Raw genomic sequence first — 19924 nt, 5'->3', positions numbered from 1 at the left:
TTGCGTACCCGTCTCCTCCCGCTCCTCATCGTCCTCATGGCGGGGGTCCTGCTCGCCCTGGGCTTCCCGCTCGCGGTGAGCCTGGCGGCCGCCGAGCAGCAGCAGGTGGTGGTCGACCGGTTGGACGACACGGCACGGTTCGCCGCCCAGGCCCAGTTCGTCACGGAGGGCGTGCCGGGCCGGGACGAGCGCCACACCACCCTCGAGGAGGAACTGACCCGCTACAACGACGTGTACGGGATCCACGCGGGCGTCTTCCACCGCAGCGGTGCCGCGATGGCCCGGGCCCCCTGGTACTGGGAGGTCCCGGAGGCGGGAGTGGGCCGCCAGGCGTTCGCCGAGGCCCTGCTCGGCCGCCGCAGCCACGATCCGCCGCAGGTCTGGCCCTGGCAGCAGGACGGCCGGATCGTCGTCGCCTCGCCGGTGGTGCGCGACGGCGACGTCGTCGCCGTCGTCGTCACCGACTCGCCCACGGGGCAGTTGCGCTCGCGCATCCTGCGCGGATGGCTGATCATCGGGGCCGGCGAGTCCGCGGCGATGCTCGTCGCCGTGGGCGCGGCGTTCCGGCTCACCGGCTGGGTGCTGCGGCCGGTGCGTATCCTCGACGCCGCCACCCACGACATCGCGACCGGCCGGATGAACTCCCGGGTCGCCGCTGCCGGGGGCCCGCCGGAACTCCGGCGACTGGCCCGGTCGTTCAACGAGATGGCCGACAACGTCGAGCTGGTGCTGGAGCAGCAGCGCGCGTTCGTCGCCGACGCCTCGCACCAGCTCCGCAACCCCCTCGCCGCGCTGCTGCTGAGGATCGAGCTCCTCGCCCTCGAACTGCCCGAGGGCAACGAGGAGATCGCCTCCGTGCGCACGGAGGGCAAGCGGCTCGCCCGGGTCCTGGACGATCTGCTCGACCTGGCCCTGGCCGAGCACGTCTCCGCCGACATCCGGCTCACCGACATCGGTGAGCTGGCGGCCGAGCGGGTCGCCGCCTGGCGCCCGCTCGCGAAGGAGAAGGGCGTCCGGCTCAACGGCCGCGGTCCGGCCGTCACCGCCTGGGCCGACCCGATCGCACTCTCCAGCGCCCTGGACGCCGTGATCGACAACGCGCTGAAGTTCACGCCCGAGGGGGAGGAGGTCACGGTCACGGCCTCGGCGGACGGCACGACTTCCACGGTCGTGGTCGCCGACGGCGGCCCCGGGCTCACGGAGGAGGAGCTCGCCCGGATCGGTGACCGCTTCTGGCGCAGTGGCCGCCACCAGAACGTGAAGGGCTCCGGCCTCGGACTCTCCATCACCCGCGCGCTGCTCTCGGCGGGCGGCGGCTCGATCGCGTACGCGCACAACGAACCGCGCGGACTGCGGGTGACGGTCACACTGCCGCGCCATCCGCCGACGGCCTGAGGTGGGGACCGGGCGGTCCGTGCGGGACCGGTCGACCGGGAAGGGGGGCGGGCTTCCCGGGACCGGGCCCGGCTCGCGGGAAACGACGGGCCGTGCGGTCCGTACGGGGCCGACTGCGGCAACGGGGGAACCGGCCTGCCGCCCGTGGACCGGCCCGCGTCCGGCCCGACCGGTCCCGCGCCACCCCCCTTGATCGTGTCGAGTTGATCGTGGCGAAGGTGACGCCTGATCGTGTTGTGGTTGACGACGCGCACGATGTTCGGGACGTCACCCTTGCCAGGGGCGGTCAGGACGACCTTGTCGACACCGGGGCGGAGATGCGTCGACAGGCCCTCGCGGTCCTGCCCACGCCCGGACGGTCCGCGCCGCCCTCAACCCCGAGGGACGGATTGCCGGCCGGCGACATGGCGGAGCGTCGCCCCGCCGCGCGGCCGACATCGGCGGCCGGAGCCCGTGTCCTGGCGCCTCGCCCTACGGCTTCACCGAGCTGTAGTAGCGGCGGGCGCCCTCGTGGAGCGGCAGCGGATCCGTGTAGATCGCCGTCCGCAGGTCCACGAGCTGCGCCGGGTGGACCTCACGGCCGATCCGGTCCCGGCTCCTGATCACGGTCCGGGTGAACCGCTCGGTCAGCTCCGGGTCCGCCCGGTCCGTCGTGACGAGCAGATTGGCCACGGCGACGGTCTGAACCGGGGACCTGGCGCCCATCTGCGGATAGGCCTCGGCCGGGATCACCGCCGAGTGGTAGTGGCGCGTCGCGTCGCCCGTCGCGTGGACGCGGCCGATGAGCTTGTCGCCGACCGGGACCAGCCGTACGGGGAAACGTTCCGACAGTTTCTGGATCGTGCCGGTCGGCAGCCCTCCCGACCAGAAGAAGGCGTCCAGTTCGCCCCGCTCCAGCCGTCCCGGCAAGGTGTCGAGGCCGGCGGACACCGGTTCGATGTCCTGGCGGGCGTCCAGGCCGGCGGCCGTGAGCACCCGGTCCGCTATGAGGCGGACACCGGAGCGGTCCTGACCGACGCCGACCCGCTTGCCGCGCAGATCGGCCGGGGTCTCCACGGGCGAGCCCTGGGGCACGACGAGCTGTACGTAGTCGTCGTACAGCCGTGCGCAGCCGCGCAGCCGGTCGGCGCCGGGCCGGCTGTCGCGCCGGTACTTCGCCACCGCGTCGGCGGTCGCGATCGTGAAGTCGGCCTCGCCGCTCGCGACCCGGGCGAGGTTCTGCTGGGAGCCCTCGCTGTTGCGGAGCTCTATCGAGACCTTCGGCAGATCGTGGGCCAGGGCGTTCTTGAGAAGGTTCCCGTACCGCTGGTACACGCCGCTCTGCACGCCCGTGCTGAACGTGAGCCGGCCGCTGGGGCTGCTGTCGTCCATCGGCAGCAGCCACCACAGCAGCAGCCCGCACACGACGGCCAGCGCCGCGGAGCCCTGCAGGGCGCGGCGCCGGCTGATTCGGGACAGAGCGGGGAGCATGGCGCGATCCTGCCAGTTCACGCGCGGTGCTGGCCAGGCCCTCCCTTCGCCGTGCATGATCGGCTCCCCGTGTCCCGCCCACGGCTCCCCCCTCTCCCGCCCGGGCAACACGGGGGCGGCGGCGGCCGTCACCCCGTACCCTGGTGTGCGAGATGAGCGCGAAGACTTACGAGGTGCGCACCTACGGGTGCCAGATGAACGTCCACGACTCCGAGCGGCTGTCCGGTCTGTTGGAGGACGCCGGCTATGTCCGGGCGCCGGAGGGCACGGGTGAGGGCGAGGCGGATGTCGTCGTCTTCAACACCTGCGCGGTCCGGGAGAACGCCGACAACAGGCTGTACGGCAACCTCGGGCGGCTCGCCCCGATGAAGGCCCGGCGGCCGGGGATGCAGATCGCCGTCGGCGGCTGCCTCGCCCAGAAGGACCGCGACACCATCGTCGCGAAGGCGCCCTGGGTCGACGTCGTCTTCGGCACGCACAACATCGGCAAGCTGCCCGTGCTGCTGGAGCGCGCCCGAGTCCAGGAAGAGGCGCAGGTCGAGATCGCCGAGTCGCTGGAGGCGTTCCCCTCCACGCTGCCGACGCGCCGCGAGAGCGCGTACGCGGCCTGGGTGTCCATCTCCGTCGGGTGCAACAACACCTGCACGTTCTGCATCGTGCCCGCGTTGCGCGGCAAGGAGAAGGACCGCCGCCCCGGCGACATCCTCGCCGAGGTCGAGGCGCTGGTCGGCGAGGGCGTTTCGGAGATCACGCTGCTCGGCCAGAACGTCAACGCGTACGGTTCCGACATCGGCGACCGCGAGGCGTTCTCCAAGCTCCTCCGTGCCTGCGGGAGGATCGAGGGCCTCGAGCGGGTCCGCTTCACCTCCCCGCACCCGCGCGACTTCACCGACGACGTGATCGCCGCGATGGCCGAGACGCCGAACGTGATGCCGCAGCTGCACATGCCGCTCCAGTCCGGCTCCGACACGGTGCTCAAGGCGATGCGCCGCTCGTACCGGCAGGAGCGCTATCTCGGCATCATCGAGAAGGTCCGCGCCGCGATCCCGCACGCCGCCATCTCCACCGACATCATCGTGGGCTTCCCCGGCGAGACCGAGGAGGACTTCGAGCAGACGCTGCACGTCGTGCGCGAGGCCCGCTTCGCCCAGGCCTTCACCTTCCAGTACTCGAAGCGGCCCGGCACCCCGGCCGCCGAGATGGACGGGCAGATCCCGAAGGAGGTCGTCCAGGCGCGCTACGAGCGGCTGGTGGCCCTCCAGGAGGAGATCTCCTGGGAGGAGAACAAGAAGCAGGTCGGCCGGGTCCTGGAGGTCATGGTCGCCGAGGGCGAGGGCCGCAAGGACGGTGCCACGCACCGGCTGTCAGGCCGTGCGCCGGACAACCGGCTGGTCCACTTCACCAAGCCCGCGGACGAGGTCCGTCCGGGCGACGTGGTGACCGTCGAGATCACGTACGCGGCCCCGCACCACCTCCTTGCCGAGGGCGAGACGATCTCCGTGCGCCGTACTCGCGCCGGTGACGCCTGGGAGAAGCGCAACGCCGCCCCGCAGCAGCCCGCCGGCGTGATGCTCGGCCTGCCGACGGTCGGCGTCCCGGCTCCGCTGCCCGCCCCGACGGGCGGCTGCTCGGCGGTCGGCTGACCCGGCAGGAACGCGGCGGGGCCGTGCCGCCGGGCGCCGTCGCGTCCGGCGGGCCCGGTCACCCGTGAGGTGCACCGGTGCCCGTCGTGGGCCGCCGCCGGGCGTCCGGGGCCGCGCGGGGCACACTCACCGGTGCCGCGCCGGGCGTCGCCACGGCGCGAACGTCGGTCTGTCGCGGCACTAGGCTGCGATCATGCTTGTCGCCGCCGCCGTCTGCCCCAGCCCTCCGCTCCTCGTGCCCGACGTGGCCGCGGGTGCCGCGCCCGAGCTCGACGGGGCCCGGCACGCGTGTGCCGACGTGCTGGGTGTCCTGGCGGCCTCCCGTCCCGAGGTGCTGTTCGTGGTGGGCGCCGCGGGCCCCGGCGAGCGGCCCGGCACCCATGCCCCGGGGACGCCCGGTTCCTTCGAGGGCTTCGGCGTCGCCTCGCACGTGCGGCTGGGCGTCCCCGACGGGCCCGCGCCGGAGGGACGGCTGCCCGTGGCGCTGGCCGTCGGGGCCTGGCTGCTGGAACGTGCGAACTGGTCCCAAGCCCCGGTGGAGGGCCTCGCTGTGGACACCGGCCTCGCAGCCGCCCGCTGCGTGGAGACCGGCCGGGAGCTCGCCGCGCGGGCCCGGCGGGTCGCGCTGCTCGTGATGGGCGACGGCAGTGCCCGCCGCACCCTCAAGGCCCCGGGGTACCTGGACGAACGCGCGGCGCCGTTCGACGCGGCGGCCGCCCGGGCGCTCGCAGCGGCGGACACCGCAGCGCTCGCCGGGCTCGACGAGTCCCGCGCGCGGGAGCTCCAGGTGGCCGGACGCGCACCGTGGCAGGTCCTCGCGGGAGCCGCCGAGGACGCCGGCCTGACCGGGCAGCTCCTCTACGAGGACGCCCCGTACGGCGTCGGGTACTTCGTCGCCGCCTGGTCCTGACACCGCGCGCCCACGCCGGCGGGGACGACCGCACCGGTCGGGGTGGGGCGGCGGCCGCGCCCCGAGGCGCCGGAGCACTCGGACACCGGGACCGGCCGGCCTTCCCCGGACACGGCGGAAGGCCGCGGAACTCTGGGCTCCGCGGCCTTCCGCCGTCGCACTCTCAGGAAGCCGGCGGCGGGGTTCCTTCGCCGCCCTTGTGCGTGCCGTCGTCCTTGTGGGCGAGGCGGTCCAGGGCCTCCTTGGCCTTGCCGGTACCCGACTCGATCTTGTCGCGGTACTTGCCCTTGGTCCGTTGGTCGACCGTCCGTGCGGCCTTGTCCAAACCGTGCTCGACCTTGTGCCCGTGGTGGTGGGCGAGGTCGGAGACCTTCTCCCGGGCGGGGGCGAGCTTGGCCTTCAGCGTGTCCATGATGCCCATGGGTCACCTTCGCTCATCAGGATCTACTTACGGGCGCCTTCACCGGCTCCGTTGTCCGCGGCCTCGTCGACGGACTGCTGCTTCGGGATCTCGACCTGATCCGCCCCGGAGGACCCGTCCGACGGTCCGGACCCGCCGGCCGCGCCGGAAGCCGCCGGAGCCTCCCCGGTGCCGGTCGCGGCTTCGCCTTCGTCCGCACCCTTCTCGGAGTCCACGGAGCCGGCGGCCTCGTCCGCCGACGCCTCCACTGGCTCGTTCACCTTCACGGCGTCCTTGGCAGGTTCCCCGGGGGCGCATTCCTCGGGGCCGGCTGTCACACGGCCGGCCGTGTCTTCCTCGGTCGATGCCGCCACAGCCCCTTTGGCCTTCCGGCGAAACCTTGCAAAAACGCCCATATCTACTCCATAGCCTACTCGTGTGGGCGAAATTCCGCGCCGTCCGGAGCGTCCCATCGCTCCGCCCCGGCGGCGCCGGTTCAGTGACCGGCGACAGGAACCTCGCAACAGGCAACGACCCCGTGCAGGTGCCGTCACGTAGCTCGTTCGGGGACGGGCGGGGTCGTTTGCGAGACTGGGGCGGTGAGAAGCGCAGCCCCCGCACCGCGGGTCATCGCCGTCGTCGGTCCCACCGCGGCCGGCAAGTCCGATCTGGGCGTCCATCTGGCCCGGCAGCTCGGCGGCGAGGTCGTCAACGCCGACTCGATGCAGCTCTACCGCGGGATGGACATCGGGACCGCCAAACTGACGGAGGGGGAGCGCGGCGGGGTTCCGCACCACCTCCTCGACATCTGGGACGTCACCGAGGCGGCGAGCGTCGCCGAGTACCAGAAGCTGGCCCGTGGGGAGATCGACCGGCTGCTCGCCGAGGGCCGTACGCCCGTCCTCGTCGGGGGATCGGGGCTGTACATACGCGGTGCGATCGACGCGCTGGAGTTCCCCGGCACCGATCCCGAGGTCCGCGCCAGGCTCGAGGCCGAGTTGGAGGAGCGCGGCTCCGGGGTGCTGCACGCGCGCCTGGCCGGGGCCGACCCGGACGCCGCCCGTGCGATCCTGCCCAGCAACGGCCGGCGGATCGTCCGGGCCCTGGAGGTGATCGAGATCACCGGCCGGCCCTTCACCGCCAATCTGCCCGGCCACGATGCCGTGTACGACACCGTGCAGATCGGTGTCGACGTCGCCCGCCCCGAACTCGACGAACGCATCGCGCTGCGGGTGGACCGCATGTGGGAGGCGGGTCTCGTCGACGAGGTGCGGGCCCTGGAGGCCCAGGGGCTGCGGGCCGGGCGCACCGCCTCGCGCGCGCTCGGCTACCAGCAGGTCCTCTCGGCGCTCGCGGGGGAGTGCACCGAGGAGGCGGCACGCGCCGAGACGGTGCGCGCCACCAAGCGTTTCGCGCGCCGCCAGGACTCCTGGTTCCGCCGGGATCCGCGCGTGCACTGGCTGAGCGGTGCCGCCGCGGACCGCCGGGAACTTCCGGGGCGCGCTCTCGCGTTGGTCGAACGACCGGTTACAGCCTGATCACGTGATGGCATCGGGACGCCACGGCCGTCATTCCGGTGCCTCGGGCCGTGCCATCATCGAGCATCGATCGACCAGTGGTCCGAGTTGGGAGGGTGCGTGGCGATGGAGGCCGGCCCTCGCGACAGAGAACAGCGGGCACGGAACGACCTGTCCCGGCTGAGCCCCGACGGCCCGGACGAGACCGTTGACCTGCTCGCGGACGGTGCGGACGGCTCGGGAGCCGACGGCGCGGTCGAGGTGGAGCTGCGACCGCCCCGGCGCCTGAGGATCTGGCAGCTCGCGCCCATCGTGGGCCTCGCCGCCGTCGGTTCGCTGATGTTCGCGTTCCCGCTCGCGTTCGGTTCCGGGGACGGCGGTGCGGTGGTCGCCATGCTCGGGCTCCTGATCAGCTGCTGCGCCGCGGGCTGGGGCATGATGGCCGCCCGCCGTGTCGGCCACACCTGGCCGGGTCTGCCCGAGCGGAGCTCCGGGGAGCGCCCCGACTGGCGTGTGATCGCCCTGTACGTCGTGGTGGCCGCCGCGCTCGTCGCCCTCGCCGTCTGGCGGGTGGCCCGGCTCCGCTGAGTGTCCGGACCGCATACGATGGTCGGGTGACCAGCCACGCCACCCCGAACACGCCGTCGCTCTCGCCGATCGCCTTCCTGAAGGGCCACGGGACCGAGAACGACTTCGTGATCGTCCCGGACCCCGGCAACGAGATCGAGCTGCCCGCCCCCGTGGTCGCCACGCTCTGCGACCGCCGCGCGGGCATCGGAGGCGACGGGCTGCTCCACGTCGTGCGCTCCGCCGCGCACCCCGAGGCGCGTTCCCTGGCGGGCGAGGCCGAGTGGTTCATGGACTACCGCAACGCGGACGGTTCGATCGCCGAGATGTGCGGCAACGGAGTGCGGGTGTTCGCCCACTACCTGCGGCGGGCGGGCCTCGTCGGCGCCGGTGACCTCGCGGTGGCCACGCGCGGCGGCGTCAAGCGGGCGCACATCGACAAGGACGGTGACATCACCGTCGCCATGGGCCGGGCCCGGCTCCCCGAGGACGGTGTCACCGTCACCGTCGGCGGCCGCAGCTGGCCCGCCCGGAACGTGAACATGGGCAATCCGCACGCGGTCGCGTTCGTCGAGGACCTCAGCCACGCGGGCGGACTGTTCTCCGCCCCGCCGTTCACCCCGGCCTCGGTGTATCCGGACGGAGTGAACATCGAGTTCGTCGTCGACCGGGGCCCGCGCCACGTGGCCATGCGGGTGCACGAGCGGGGCTCCGGCGAGACCCGGTCGTGCGGCACCGGCGCCTGCGCCGTCGCCGTCGCGGCGGCGCGCAGGGACGGCGCCGACCCGGCCGTGACCGGTGCCCCCATCACGTACACGGTTGATCTCCCGGGCGGCCGACTGGTGATCACCGAGCACCCGAACGGCGAGATCGAGATGACCGGTCCCGCCGTGATCGTCGCCGAGGGCCACATCGATCCCGCCTGGCTCGAGGTCTCGGCCTGACCGGCGCTCCACCGCGCCCCGCGGCCCCGCCCTCCGGCAGCGCGCTCCCCGGCGCCTCCCCCCCCCAGCACGGGTCGAACCGCCGATGGGACGCACATCGCCTGAACCATCGCTCGAATGGGTGATCCGATTCACGCTGAGCGAGAGGTGAACTCGGCTACGTGGTGGGCTCGGTAGCATCAAGCACCGGCAGGGAGGGCACACCTGCTCCGCCCACCGCCGGTCGACGCTGCCGGAGGTGCCCCATGAGTGCAGAGGCCACCAACCCTGGTGCTCCCAGCCGCCGACGCGCCCGCCCCAGGCTCGACCTCCGTCGGCTGGGCAGAGCCGCGCTGCTCGGTCCGACAGCACGGGACCGGGTCCCCGACGCCATCGGCCATGTCGCGGAGGCTCACCGCGCCCACCACCCCGAGGCCGATCTGACGATCCTGCGCAGGGCGTACGTCCTCGCCGAGTCCTCGCACCGCGGGCAGTTCCGCAAGAGCGGTGAGCCGTACATCACGCACCCGCTCGCCGTGACGTTGATCCTCGCCGAACTCGGCGCGGAGACGACGACCTTGACCGCCTCGCTCCTCCACGACACCGTGGAGGACACCGATGTGACACTCGACCAGGTGCGGGCGGAGTTCGGCGAGGAGGTCTGCTATCTCGTCGACGGCGTAACCAAACTGGAGAAGGTCGACTACGGCGCTGCCGCCGAGCCGGAGACCTTCCGCAAGATGCTTGTCGCCACCGGCAACGACGTCCGGGTCATGTCCATCAAACTCGCCGATCGGCTGCACAACATGCGCACCCTCGGCGTGATGCGCCCCGAGAAGCAGGCACGCATCGCCAAGGTCACCCGCGACGTGCTGATCCCGCTCGCCGAGCGGCTCGGCGTCCAGGCGCTCAAGACCGAGCTGGAGGACCTGGTCTTCGCGATCCTCCACCCCGAGGAGTACGAACGCACCCGGGCGCTCGTGGCGGAGAACGCCGACGCGGGTGACGCCCTGGCCGCCGTCGCCGAGAGCGCCAGAGCCGTCCTGCGGGACGCGGGCATCCCGGCCGAAGTCCTGGTCCGGCCGCGGCACTTCGTCTCCGTGCACCGCCTGCGGCTCAAGCGCGGCGAGCTCTCCGGCACGGATTTCGGCCGCCTCCTCGTCCTCGTCGGCGAGGACGCCGACTGCTACGCCGTCCTCGGCGAACTGCACACCTGCTTCACGCCGTTGATCTCCGAGTTCAAGGACTTCATCGCCGCCCCCAAGTTCAACCTGTACCAGTCGCTGCACACGGCGGTCGCGGGCTCCGACGGCGCCGTGGCCGAAGTCCTCATCCGCACGCACCAGATGCATCGCGTCGCCGAGGCCGGAGTCGTCGCCCTCGGCAACCCGTACACGGTGGTGGACACCGCGGACGGAGGCGCTACCGCGGGCGACGCCTCCGGCGGGGCGGACGGCGAGCGGGCCGACCCCACCAGGCCGGGCTGGCTCTCCCGGCTGCTGGAGTGGCAGGAGTCGGCCCCGGACCCCGACACCTTCTGGATCTCGCTGCAGGCGGACCTCGCCGAGGACCGCGAGATCACCGTCTTCCGCGCGGACGGCGGCACCCTCGGTCTCCCCGCCGGGGCGAGCTGTGTGGACGCCGCCTACGCGCAGTACGGCGATGCGGCGCACGCCTGTGTCGGTGCCCGTGTCAACGGCCGGCTCGCCGCCCTGGCCACCCGGCTGGGAGACGGCGACACGGTTCAGCCGCTGCTCGCCCAGGACGCCGCCTCCGGGCCCTCGCCGGACTGGCTCGACCACGCCCGCACGCCCGCGGCCCGGATCGCGATCACCAGCTGGCTCGCCGAGCATCCCGAGGCCGCCAAGCCGCAGGCCGCCGCGCCCCGGGCGCCCGCGTCCCCCGGCGGGGGCCGGCGCGCCGCCGTGCACGCCGTGGCCGAGGCGCCCGGCCTGCCCGACGCCACCGTCCGGCTCGCCGGATGCTGCACCCCGGTGCCGCCTGACGTGGTCACCGGATTCGCGGTCCGCGGCGGCGCGGTCACCGTGCACCGCGGTGGGTGCCCGGGCGTGTCCCGCATGCGCGCCATGGGGCGGGAGCCGGTCGAGGTGCGCTGGGGCAGGGCGGCGGAGTGCCGCGTCACGCTGGTCGCCGAGGCGTTCGGCAGGCCCCGCCTCCTCGCGGATCTCACCGAGGCCATCGCCGCGGTCGGCGCGGCGGTCGTCTCCGCCACCGTCGAGCCGCCCAGCGAACAGCGCGTACGCCACACGTACACGCTCCAGCTCCAGGACGCCGCCGGCCTGCCCGCGCTGATGAGGGCGATGCGCGAGGTGGCGGGGGTGTACGACGTGAGCCGCGCCCAGCACCCTGCCTCCGCCTGAGCCGCCCGCCGCCGTCCCCTCCGGGCCCGGGGCGACCGCGCTGCCCCGAGCGCCTGACCCCTTTCGGGTGTGCGCGGAGCGAGCCGCCTCGGTCCGCGTTCCCCGCGCTGGTAGCGGTGATGACATGCTGATCACCTCACGACGCCTGCGGGCGGCATTGCTCGTCGCCGCCTCGGCCACGCTGGTCGCCGCCGTACTGCCCGGCCCCGAACCGCTGGGTATCGGGGATCCGCTGTTCCCGCACCTGGGCAACCCCGGGTACGACGTGCTCACCTACGACATCGCCTTCACCTACCGGGGCACCAACAGCAGGCCGCTGGATGCCGTGACGAAGATCGACGCACGGGCCACGAAACGCCTGGAGCGGATCAACCTCGACTTCACCAGCGGCACCGTACGGGCGGTCGAGGTGAACGGCAGCAGTGCCGAGTTCACGACCGCCGGCGAGGATCTGGTGATCACACCGAGACAGGCTGTGGACGCGGGCACCCCGCTCGCCGTCACCGTCACCCACACCAGTGATCCGATGGGCGGGGAGGCGGGCGGCTGGGTGCGCACGACCGACGGCCTGGCGATGGCCAACCAGGCCGACGCGGCCCACCGCGTCTTCCCCTGCAACGACCATCCCGCCGACAAGGCGCACTTCACCTTCCGCATCACGGCACCGGCAGGGCTGACCGCCGTGGCCAACGGCCTCACGGTCCCGACCGCCCTGACCGGTGCCGCGAAGCCCGCCGGCAATCCCGCCACCAGGACCTGGGTCTATCGCACCCGGCACCCCATGGCGACCGAGCTGGCCCAGGTCAGCATCGGGAAGTCGGCCGTCGTCCGCCGCGAGGGCCCGCACGGCCTGCCGCTCCGGGATGTCGTCCCCGCGGCGCAGCGGGCACGGCTCGAGCCCTGGCTCAGGAAGACCCCCGCGCACATCACCTGGATGGAGAACAAGGTCGGGCGCTACCCGTTCGAGACGTACGGAGTGCTCCTGGCGCAGGCCGAGACCGGGTTCGCCCTGGAGACCCAGACGCTGTCGCTCTTCGAGACGTCGATGTTCACCGACCCCCGGTACCCGAAGTGGTACGTCGAGTCGGTCATGGTCCACGAACTCGCCCACCAGTGGTTCGGGAACAGCGTCACGCCGCGGACCTGGTCGGACCTCTGGCTCAACGAGGGGCACGCCACCTGGTATGGCTCGCTGTACGCGGAGGAGCACGCCGAGCAGCCGCTCGAGGAGCAGATGCGCGAGGCGTACACGCGGTCCGACGGCTGGCGCGCCGCCGGCGGGCCCCCGGCCGCCCCGAAGCCCGCGGCACCCGGCCGGCAGCTCGGGCTGTTCCGGCCGATCGTGTACGACGGCAGTGCGCTGGTCCTCTACGCACTGCGACAGGAGATCGGCAAGGACGCGTTCGAGACCCTGGAGCGGGCCTGGGTCGCCGAGCACCGGGACGGCACGGCGACGACGGCGGATTTCACCGCCCTCGCCCAGCGGGTCTCGGGCCGCGACCTGAACGGCTTCTTCCGGGGCTGGCTCTACGGGGCGAAGACCCCCAGGATGCCCGGGCACCCGGACTGGCGCAGTGAGGCCCCGTCGGCCCAGCGGAACGCCGCACCCGCCGCGGAGCACTGAGTCTCCACGCCCCTCCCGGAGCCCGGGGGAGCGGTGGGAAAACCGGGGTGACGGCCGCGGCGGCGCCGTGGGACCATCGACAGGTCGGCGGCGTCGCCGGGTACGGCTCCCCGGTAGGGGGACGGACCCGCCCGGTCCCTCCGCCCGGACGCGGCAGACCGGGAATGTTCCCGGGCCGTGACGCGTTGTGACAGTCGCGGGAGCATGCCGAGCGCATGACGGTCCGCACCAGCTTTCCATCGACGTAAGGATCCAATGACCTCCTCTTCATCCACTTCCCAGGACGCGCAGAGCTTCGCGGAGACGACCCGCACCGAGAGCCTTCGGGCCGATGCCCTGATGGAAGAGGACGTCGCCTGGAGCTACGAGGTCGACGGAGAGCGGGACGGCGACCAGTTCGACCGCTCCGACCGTGCCGCGCTGCGGCGTGTGGCGGGCCTCTCCACCGAGCTCGAGGACGTCACCGAGGTCGAGTACCGGCAGCTGCGCCTCGAGCGCGTCGTGCTCGTCGGCGTATGGACCTCCGGCACCGTCCAGGACGCGGAGAACTCTCTCGCGGAGCTGGCCGCCCTCGCCGAGACGGCGGGAGCCCTCGTGCTAGACGGCGTGATCCAGCGCCGCGACAAGCCGGACCCGGCCACGTACATCGGTTCGGGCAAGGCCAACGAACTGCGCGACATCGTGCTCGAAAGCGGGGCAGACACCGTCGTCTGCGACGGTGAGCTCAGCCCGGGCCAGCTGATCCACCTCGAGGACATCGTCAAGGTCAAGGTGGTCGATCGGACCGCCCTGATCCTCGACATCTTCGCGCAGCACGCCAAGTCCCGGGAGGGCAAGGCGCAGGTGGCCCTGGCGCAGATGCAGTACATGCTGCCCAGGCTGCGGGGCTGGGGCCAGTCGATGTCCCGGCAGATGGGCGGCGGCAGCGGCGGCATGGCCACCCGAGGCCCCGGTGAGACCAAGATCGAGACGGACCGGCGCCGGATCCGCGAGAAGATGGCGAAGATGCGCCGGGAGATCGCGGAGATGAAGACCGGCCGCGAGATCAAGCGACAGGAGCGCAAGCGTCACAGGGTTCCGTCCGTGGCGATCGCCGGCTACACCAACGCGGGCAAGTCCTCGCTGCTCAACCGCCTCACCGGCGCCGGTGTCCTGGTGGAGAACGCGCTGTTCGCCACCCTGGACCCGACCGTGCGACGGGCCGAGACCCCGAGCGGCAGGCTCTACACGCTGGCCGACACCGTCGGATTCGTCCGGCACCTTCCGCACCACCTCGTCGAGGCCTTCCGCTCCACGATGGAGGAGGTCGGCGAGTCCGACCTCATCCTGCACGTGGTGGACGGCTCGCATCCCGCACCGGAGGAGCAGCTGGCCGCCGTGCGCGAGGTGATCCGGGACGTCGGCGCGGTGGACGTGCCGGAGATCGTCGTGATCAACAAGGCGGACGCGGCCGATCCGCTCGTGCTGCAGCGCCTGCTGCGCATCGAGCGGCACGCCATCGCCGTCTCGGCCCGTACGGGCGCGGGGATCGACGAGCTCCTCGCGATCATCGACGCCGAACTGCCGCGCCCGCAGGTCGAGATCGAGGTCCTGCTGCCGTACACGCAGGGAGCGCTCGTCTCGCGCGTCCACGCCGACGGCGAGGTCCTGTCGGAGGAGCACACCTCCGAGGGCACGCTGCTCAAGGCGCGGGTGCACGAGGAACTCGCGGCCGCGCTGGAGCCGTACGTCCCGGCGACGCGCTGAGCAGTCCGCGGGCCGCACGGCACGCCCCACGAAGGCCCACCCCGGCAGGGGTGGGCCTTCGTGGAGCACGGGGCGAGTGTTCCGGTGCCCTTCGGTGCGGGGCGTGGCCTCGCGCCGGACAGCGCGGCTCGAAGGCCGGCGGATCACCTGCCCGCGAACCTCTCGCTCGTCGTCGTGCGGCTCCCTTCGCCGGGGAGCGGTCCCGCGTGTGGTCCGCCCGGAACGTGTCGCACGTCCGGGCACCTGGACGGCGTGGCCGCCGAGCCCAACAGCCGCCCACGCAAAACGCTCGACCGGGAAACCCCAGCCGAGCGCCTCGCCAACCTACGGGACAGCCCTTAGCCAGCTGACCAGCAGTGTTGCAACCGCCCCTCGAATTCGCCGAGTCCGGGGCCCCGCGGCCGCAGACGGCTACCGCCCCGCGAACTTCCTGCTGACCGCGTCGTAGACGCCCTTGGCCTCCTCGCCGAGGCGCGGGCCGGCGAGCCAGCCCGCCGTCACCGGGCCGATCGAGGTGTTCGAGACCAGCGCGGGCTTGCCGTCCTTGCCGGCCGAGACCCAGCCACCGCCGGACGAACCGCCGGTCATGGTGCAGCCGATGCGGTACATCGTCGGTTCCTCGGCCTTCAGCGACAGCCGGCCGGGCTTGTCCTCGCACTGGAACATCCGCTCGCCGTCGAACGGCGGCGCCGCCGGGAAGCCCGTCGCCGTCATGCTGCCCACCTTCGGCACGGCCGGAGCGTTGAAGTCGACCGGAAGCGCCGAACCGACCGTCTCCTCCAGGGACTTGCCGTTGGCGCCCTTCTCGGGCGTCACATGGATCACGGCGAAGTCGTACGGCGCGCCCCGGCCGCCCGTGGACGCGCCCTGCGAGATCCACTGCTCGGAGGTCTGCGCCCAGTCGCCCCACCACACGCCGTAGGGGGCCACCTGCTCCTTCGAGTCCCCCTTGGTGGAGGTCTTCGCGCCGTTGTTGTACGAGGGGACGAAGGCGATGTTGCGGTACCAGCCGCCCTCCTTGCCCGCGTGGACGCAGTGGCCCGCAGTCCACACCAGGTTGGACTTGCCGGGGTTGGCCGGGTCCTTCACGACGGTCGCGGAGCAGACCATCGAGCCCTTGGGGCCGTCGAAGAAGACCTTCCCGGCCTCGGGTGCGTTGCCGTGGTAGGGCGCGGCGACCGCCGCGGCCTCGACCGGCTGCGGCGTCGGGTCGGTGACCCCCTCGTCACCGGAGATGTCCTCCTCCTCGACCGGCTTGTCGGGCTCCTCGGCCTCGCGCATCCGGTCCGGGTCCCAGAGGTCCTCGATGATCGGGTTGACGAAGTCCTTGGCCTCGCGGAGCCAGGTGTCCTTGTCCCAGTTCTTCCACTCGCCGTTGCGCCACTTGTCCAGGTCGATCCCGTGCTCCTTGAGCCGGTCCTTGAGATCGTCCGGGATCGTGATCTTCCCGTCGGCGGCGCCGTCGGCCGCCGCCGGGGCGCTGGGCTTGTCCGCCGCGTCGCCCTCGCCGGGGCCGCAGGCCGTTGCCGTCAGCGCGAGCGCGGCCGCGAGCGCGCCCGCCGCGAATATCGGCCTGCGAGCGGCCTTCCCCCCACGGTGTGCGGCGAAGATCGGGCGATTGGGTCGCATGTGGTGATCCCCCTGGGACTTCATCAGTTACGTGCGTACGGAACGAGATTGCCTGCGCACATCCCGGCGACGCTGCCGGTGCCGCAATGCGGCCCCCCACTATGCCGGTGCCGCTGGGGACGGTGAGCGGCAGGGCCGTGGTTCCCGGCCTCAAGGATCTTCCGGAATGACCGTGATCCTCCGCTTCCGGCGTCGTTGGTACGGACGGGGGACGCAGGCTTTCAGCGTTCACCGTCGTGCCGCGGCGGTCGACCGTCGTACCGAGGCGCGACACAACCGCGACAGTCGGAGGACGAACAACCGTGGCCGTGACCGAACCCGCTCCGCCGGCACAGCCCGTCGCGCACGAAGGCATCCTGCGCCGCCAGTCGCTCCGTGAGTCGGCGGCACGGACCTACGCCCGTTCGCTGCCCATCGTCCCGGTACGGGCCCGCGGGCTGACGATCGAGGGGGCGGACGGACGGCGGTATCTCGACTGCCTCTCGGGTGCCGGAACCCTCGCCCTCGGTCACAACCACCCCGTCGTTCTGGAAGCGATCAAGAAGGTGCTCGCCTCAGGAGCGCCGCTGCACGTCCTCGATCTCGCCACTCCGGTCAAGGACGCCTTCACCACCGAACTGTTCGCCACGCTGCCGCGGCCGCTCGCCGACGACGCCCGTATCCAGTTCTGCGGGCCGGCCGGCACGGACGCCGTCGAAGCAGCCCTCAAACTGGTCCGCACCGCGACGGGCCGCACCGGACTGCTCGCGTTCACCGGCGCGTACCACGGCATGACGGCCGGGGCCCTCGACGCCTCGGGGGGCGCGGTGGACGTCCGGGTGACGAGGCTGCCCTATCCGCAGAACTACCGCTGCCCCTTCGGGGTCGGCGGCGAACGGGGCGCCGAGCTCGCCGCCCGCTGGACCGGGAACCTGCTGGACGATCCCAAGGGCGGTGTCCCGACGCCCGCCGGCATGATCCTCGAACCTGTGCAGGGCGAGGGCGGTGTGATCCCCGCCCCCGACGGCTGGCTGCGGCGGATGCGCGAGCTCACCGCGTCCCGTTCCATCCCGCTGATCGCCGACGAGGTGCAGACGGGGGTGGGCCGCACCGGAGCCTTCTGGGCGGTGGAGCACAGCGGGATCGTCCCCGACGTGATGGTGCTGTCCAAGGCCATCGGCGGCTCCCTCCCGCTCGCAGTGATCGTCTACCGCTCCGATCTGGACGTCTGGCAGCCCGGTGCCCACGCCGGGACCTTCCGGGGCAACCAGCTCGCCATGGCGGCGGGTGCGGCCACTCTGTCCTTCGTACGGGAGAACCGGCTGGCGGAGCGGGCAGCAATCCTCGGCACACGCATGCTGGGGCAGCTCCAGGGCCTCGCCGCCACCCACCGGTCCATCGGCGACGTACGCGGCCGGGGGCTGATGATCGGTGTCGAACTGGTGAATCCCGACGTCGACGACCCGCAGGCCGACGTCCCGCCGGCCGACCCCGTCCTCGCCGCCGCCGTGCAGCGGGAATGCCTCCGCCGCGGGCTCATCGTCGAACTCGGCGGACGCCACTCCGGGGTCGTCCGTCTGCTGCCTCCCCTCACGCTCACCGACGAACAGGCCCAGGCGGTCCTCGACCGCTTCGCCGACTCCCTGGAAGCGGCCGTGTGCGCACCGCCGCCGCAACGACACCGGGCCGTCTCTGTGATCCCGGACGACACCACAAGGAAGTCCCCGTGAACCCCATCCCCGCTGCCGACGCCCCAGAGCCCGACGCCCGCCCCGCCGCGGACCACCACTCGGGGCACAACGGGACGACGGCCGTCCCCCTCACGGTCGAGCCGGCGACGGTACCGCGGCAGTCGGAAGGGGCGTCCGGGGAGCAGGACGCCGATCCCCGGCCGGGCCCGGCCGAAGCCCCCGCCGGAGCGGCGCCGGGCACGGCGGCCGACCCGCTCGACCATCCCGATCCGCTGACGGCCGCCGACGCGGGAGCGGTCGAGAACCTCCTGCGCTGCTGGGTCAGGGAGAACGACCTCCCCAGGCCCACCGGGGGGTCCTTGCGCATTCCGCTCCAGGCCAGCGGCACCGCCCTGCTCGTCCCCGTCCTCCACTGGTCCCTCACCGGCTGGCACCGTTTCGGACGGCCCCTGCTGGAGGGTGCTCCGGCGGAGGCACCTCCGGCCGACGCCGTCACCGTCGCGGTCCTCCTCACCCGTGAGCCGGGCGCCGACGGCAGCGCACCAGGATCCGGGAACCGTGTGCGAAAGGACGGTGAAGGCCGCCGGTCCGAAGCGGTCGACCTCGCCGGACGCGTCGCGGACTCCGTCCGCCGTACGGCCGGCTTCATCGACGACCGGCGGCGGCGCCCCGCCCCTCGGCACGGAGCCGACCTCTTTCTGACCGCCGAGCAGTCACTGATCCTGGGCCATCCGCTCCACCCCACTCCCAAGAGCCGCGAAGGGCTCTCCGACGCCGAAGCCCGGCTCTACTCACCGGAGTTGTACGGCTCCTTCCCACTCCACTGGCTGGCTGTCGACCGGGACGTGCTGTCCGGCGACTCGGCCTGGACCGAAGAAGGCCGCACGGTGCCCGCCGAACAGCTCACCTCCCGCCTCGCCGGGGACCTCACCCTCCCTCCCGGAACCGTTGCCCTGCCGCTGCATCCCTGGCAGGCCCGCGAAGTGACCCACCGCCCCGAGGCGGCCGCGCTGTTCGACGCGGGACTGCTCCACGACCTGGGTCCCGCCGGTGAACCCTGGCACCCCACCTCGTCCGTCCGCACCGTGCATCAGCCCGGCGCACCGGCCATGCTCAAGCTCTCGCTCGGCGTACGCATCACCAACTCCCGCCGTGAGAACCTCCGCAAGGAACTCCACCGAGGCGTGGAGGTCCACCGCCTCCTCCGCAGCGGCCTGGGCGCACAGTGGCGGACCGCGCACCCCCGCTTCGACATCGTCCGCGACCCCGCATGGCTCGCCGTGGACACCCCGGACGGAGCGCCGCTGCCCGGCCTCGACGTCATGATCCGGCACAACCCGTTCGGCGCCGGCGACGACGCCGTCTGCCTCGCGGGCCTCACCGCTCCCCGGCCCTGGCCGGGCCGTACGGGCAGCCACTCGCGCCTCGCCGAGGTCATCGGCGGCCTCGCCGCCCGCACGGGCCGCTCCACCGGTGCCGTCGCCGCCGAGTGGTTCCTGCGCTACCTCGACCAGGTCGTGCGCCCGGTGCTGTGGCTCGATGCCACGGCCGGTGTCGCCCTCGAAGCCCACCAGCAGAACACCCTGGTGATCATCGATCCGCAGGGCTGGCCCGCCGGCGGCCGCTACCGCGACAACCAGGGCTACTACTTCCGCGAGTCCCGCCGGGCCGAACTCGACCGCCGGCTTCCCGGCATCGGCATCCGCAGCGACACCTTCGTCGACGACACCGTGACGGACGAACGCTTCGCCTACTACCTCGGCATCAACAACGTCCTCGGTCTCGTCGGTGCCTTCGGCTCGCAACGGCTCGCCGACGAACACGTGCTCGTCGCCGCCTTCCGCCGCTTCCTCGACTCCGTCCGCCACCTCGGCTCGCCGCTGCCCGCGCAGCTCCTGGAGTACCCCACCCTGCGCTGCAAGGCGAATCTCCTCACCCGGCTGCACGGCCTCGACGAGCTCGTCGGTCCCGTCGACACCCAGTCCGTGTACGTCACCATCGCCAACCCCCTCCACTCCTGAACGACATCAGTCCCGGTGCAGGTCCGGT

Annotated in this window: 15 protein-coding genes; 11 read left to right on the top strand and 4 right to left on the bottom strand. The window is 72.7% G+C overall.

The genetic code is table 11. The features are described from left to right. Complete coding sequence (locus tag FEF34_RS09295; protein ID WP_138052731.1) at positions 1-1395, top strand: HAMP domain-containing sensor histidine kinase; 1395 nt, start codon at positions 1-3, stop codon at positions 1393-1395. A gap of 471 nt (positions 1396-1866) precedes the next feature. Here FEF34_RS09295 and FEF34_RS09290 read toward each other — a convergent pair whose 3' ends face one another. Further along, positions 1867-2865: a TAXI family TRAP transporter solute-binding subunit gene (locus FEF34_RS09290; protein WP_138052730.1), complete on the bottom strand. Its 999-nt coding sequence runs from the start codon at positions 2863-2865 to the stop codon at positions 1867-1869. 152 nt (positions 2866-3017) lie between these two features. Between FEF34_RS09290 and miaB the strand changes: the two genes are divergently transcribed. Next, positions 3018-4508, top strand: a complete 1491-nt coding sequence (miaB, locus tag FEF34_RS09285; protein ID WP_138052729.1) for a tRNA (N6-isopentenyl adenosine(37)-C2)-methylthiotransferase MiaB — start codon at positions 3018-3020, stop codon at positions 4506-4508. A 193-nt stretch (positions 4509-4701) separates the two neighbouring features. Next, the gene (locus FEF34_RS09280; protein WP_138052728.1) at positions 4702-5418 is read left to right on the top strand and encodes a class III extradiol dioxygenase subunit B-like domain-containing protein; all 717 of its coding nucleotides are present in this window, start codon (positions 4702-4704) and stop codon (positions 5416-5418) included. A gap of 163 nt (positions 5419-5581) precedes the next feature. Here the strand turns inward: FEF34_RS09280 and FEF34_RS09275 are convergent, their stop codons facing one another. Then, on the bottom strand, positions 5582-5839 hold the full coding sequence (locus tag FEF34_RS09275; protein WP_138052727.1) for an antitoxin: 258 nt from the start codon (positions 5837-5839) through the stop codon (positions 5582-5584). 23 nt (positions 5840-5862) lie between these two features. Further along, entirely contained in the window at positions 5863-6099 is a 237-nt protein-coding gene (locus FEF34_RS42750; RefSeq protein WP_234042345.1) for a hypothetical protein, read from the bottom strand. A gap of 318 nt (positions 6100-6417) precedes the next feature. Between FEF34_RS42750 and miaA the strand changes: the two genes are divergently transcribed. From miaA to hflX, 6 genes are all read left to right on the top strand, one after another. Beyond that, positions 6418-7356 carry a tRNA (adenosine(37)-N6)-dimethylallyltransferase MiaA gene (gene miaA, locus FEF34_RS09265; protein WP_138052725.1) on the top strand — a complete coding sequence of 313 codons (939 nt, stop codon included), beginning with the start codon at positions 6418-6420 and terminating at the stop codon, positions 7354-7356. Between the two features lie 105 nt (positions 7357-7461). Continuing rightward, positions 7462-7923 (top strand): hypothetical protein, encoded by a 462-nt coding sequence (locus FEF34_RS09260; RefSeq protein WP_138052724.1) that lies wholly within the window; start codon positions 7462-7464, stop codon positions 7921-7923. A 26-nt stretch (positions 7924-7949) separates the two neighbouring features. Beyond that, positions 7950-8846: a diaminopimelate epimerase gene (gene dapF / locus FEF34_RS09255; protein WP_138052723.1), complete on the top strand. Its 897-nt coding sequence runs from the start codon at positions 7950-7952 to the stop codon at positions 8844-8846. Positions 8847-9091: 245 nt separating this feature from the next. Beyond that, positions 9092-11206 carry a RelA/SpoT family protein gene (locus tag FEF34_RS09250; RefSeq protein ID WP_138052722.1) on the top strand — a complete coding sequence of 705 codons (2115 nt, stop codon included), beginning with the start codon at positions 9092-9094 and terminating at the stop codon, positions 11204-11206. Positions 11207-11330: 124 nt separating this feature from the next. Beyond that, entirely contained in the window at positions 11331-12830 is a 1500-nt protein-coding gene (locus tag FEF34_RS09245) for a M1 family metallopeptidase (protein WP_138052721.1), read from the top strand. Between the two features lie 255 nt (positions 12831-13085). Beyond that, positions 13086-14576, top strand: coding sequence for a GTPase HflX (hflX, locus tag FEF34_RS09240; RefSeq protein ID WP_138052720.1), 1491 nt, complete (start codon positions 13086-13088; stop codon positions 14574-14576). Between the two features lie 411 nt (positions 14577-14987). Here the strand turns inward: hflX and FEF34_RS09230 are convergent, their stop codons facing one another. Next, positions 14988-16205, bottom strand: coding sequence for a trypsin-like serine peptidase (locus FEF34_RS09230; protein ID WP_171052884.1), 1218 nt, complete (start codon positions 16203-16205; stop codon positions 14988-14990). A 302-nt stretch (positions 16206-16507) separates the two neighbouring features. Here FEF34_RS09230 and FEF34_RS09225 point away from each other — a divergent pair, with 302 nt between their 5' ends. Then, positions 16508-17914, top strand: a complete 1407-nt coding sequence (locus FEF34_RS09225; RefSeq protein ID WP_234042344.1) for a diaminobutyrate--2-oxoglutarate transaminase family protein — start codon at positions 16508-16510, stop codon at positions 17912-17914. Next, positions 17911-19896: an IucA/IucC family protein gene (locus tag FEF34_RS09220; protein WP_138052718.1), complete on the top strand. Its 1986-nt coding sequence runs from the start codon at positions 17911-17913 to the stop codon at positions 19894-19896. The genes FEF34_RS09225 and FEF34_RS09220 overlap by 4 nt, the downstream gene beginning before the upstream one ends. The last annotated feature ends 28 nt before the right edge of the window (positions 19897-19924 follow it).

The organism is Streptomyces marianii, from assembly GCF_005795905.1.
Taxonomy (GTDB): domain Bacteria; phylum Actinomycetota; class Actinomycetes; order Streptomycetales; family Streptomycetaceae; genus Streptomyces; species Streptomyces marianii.
Note: the sequence above shows the minus strand (reverse complement) of the source record. Positions and strands in the feature narration are given on the sequence as shown.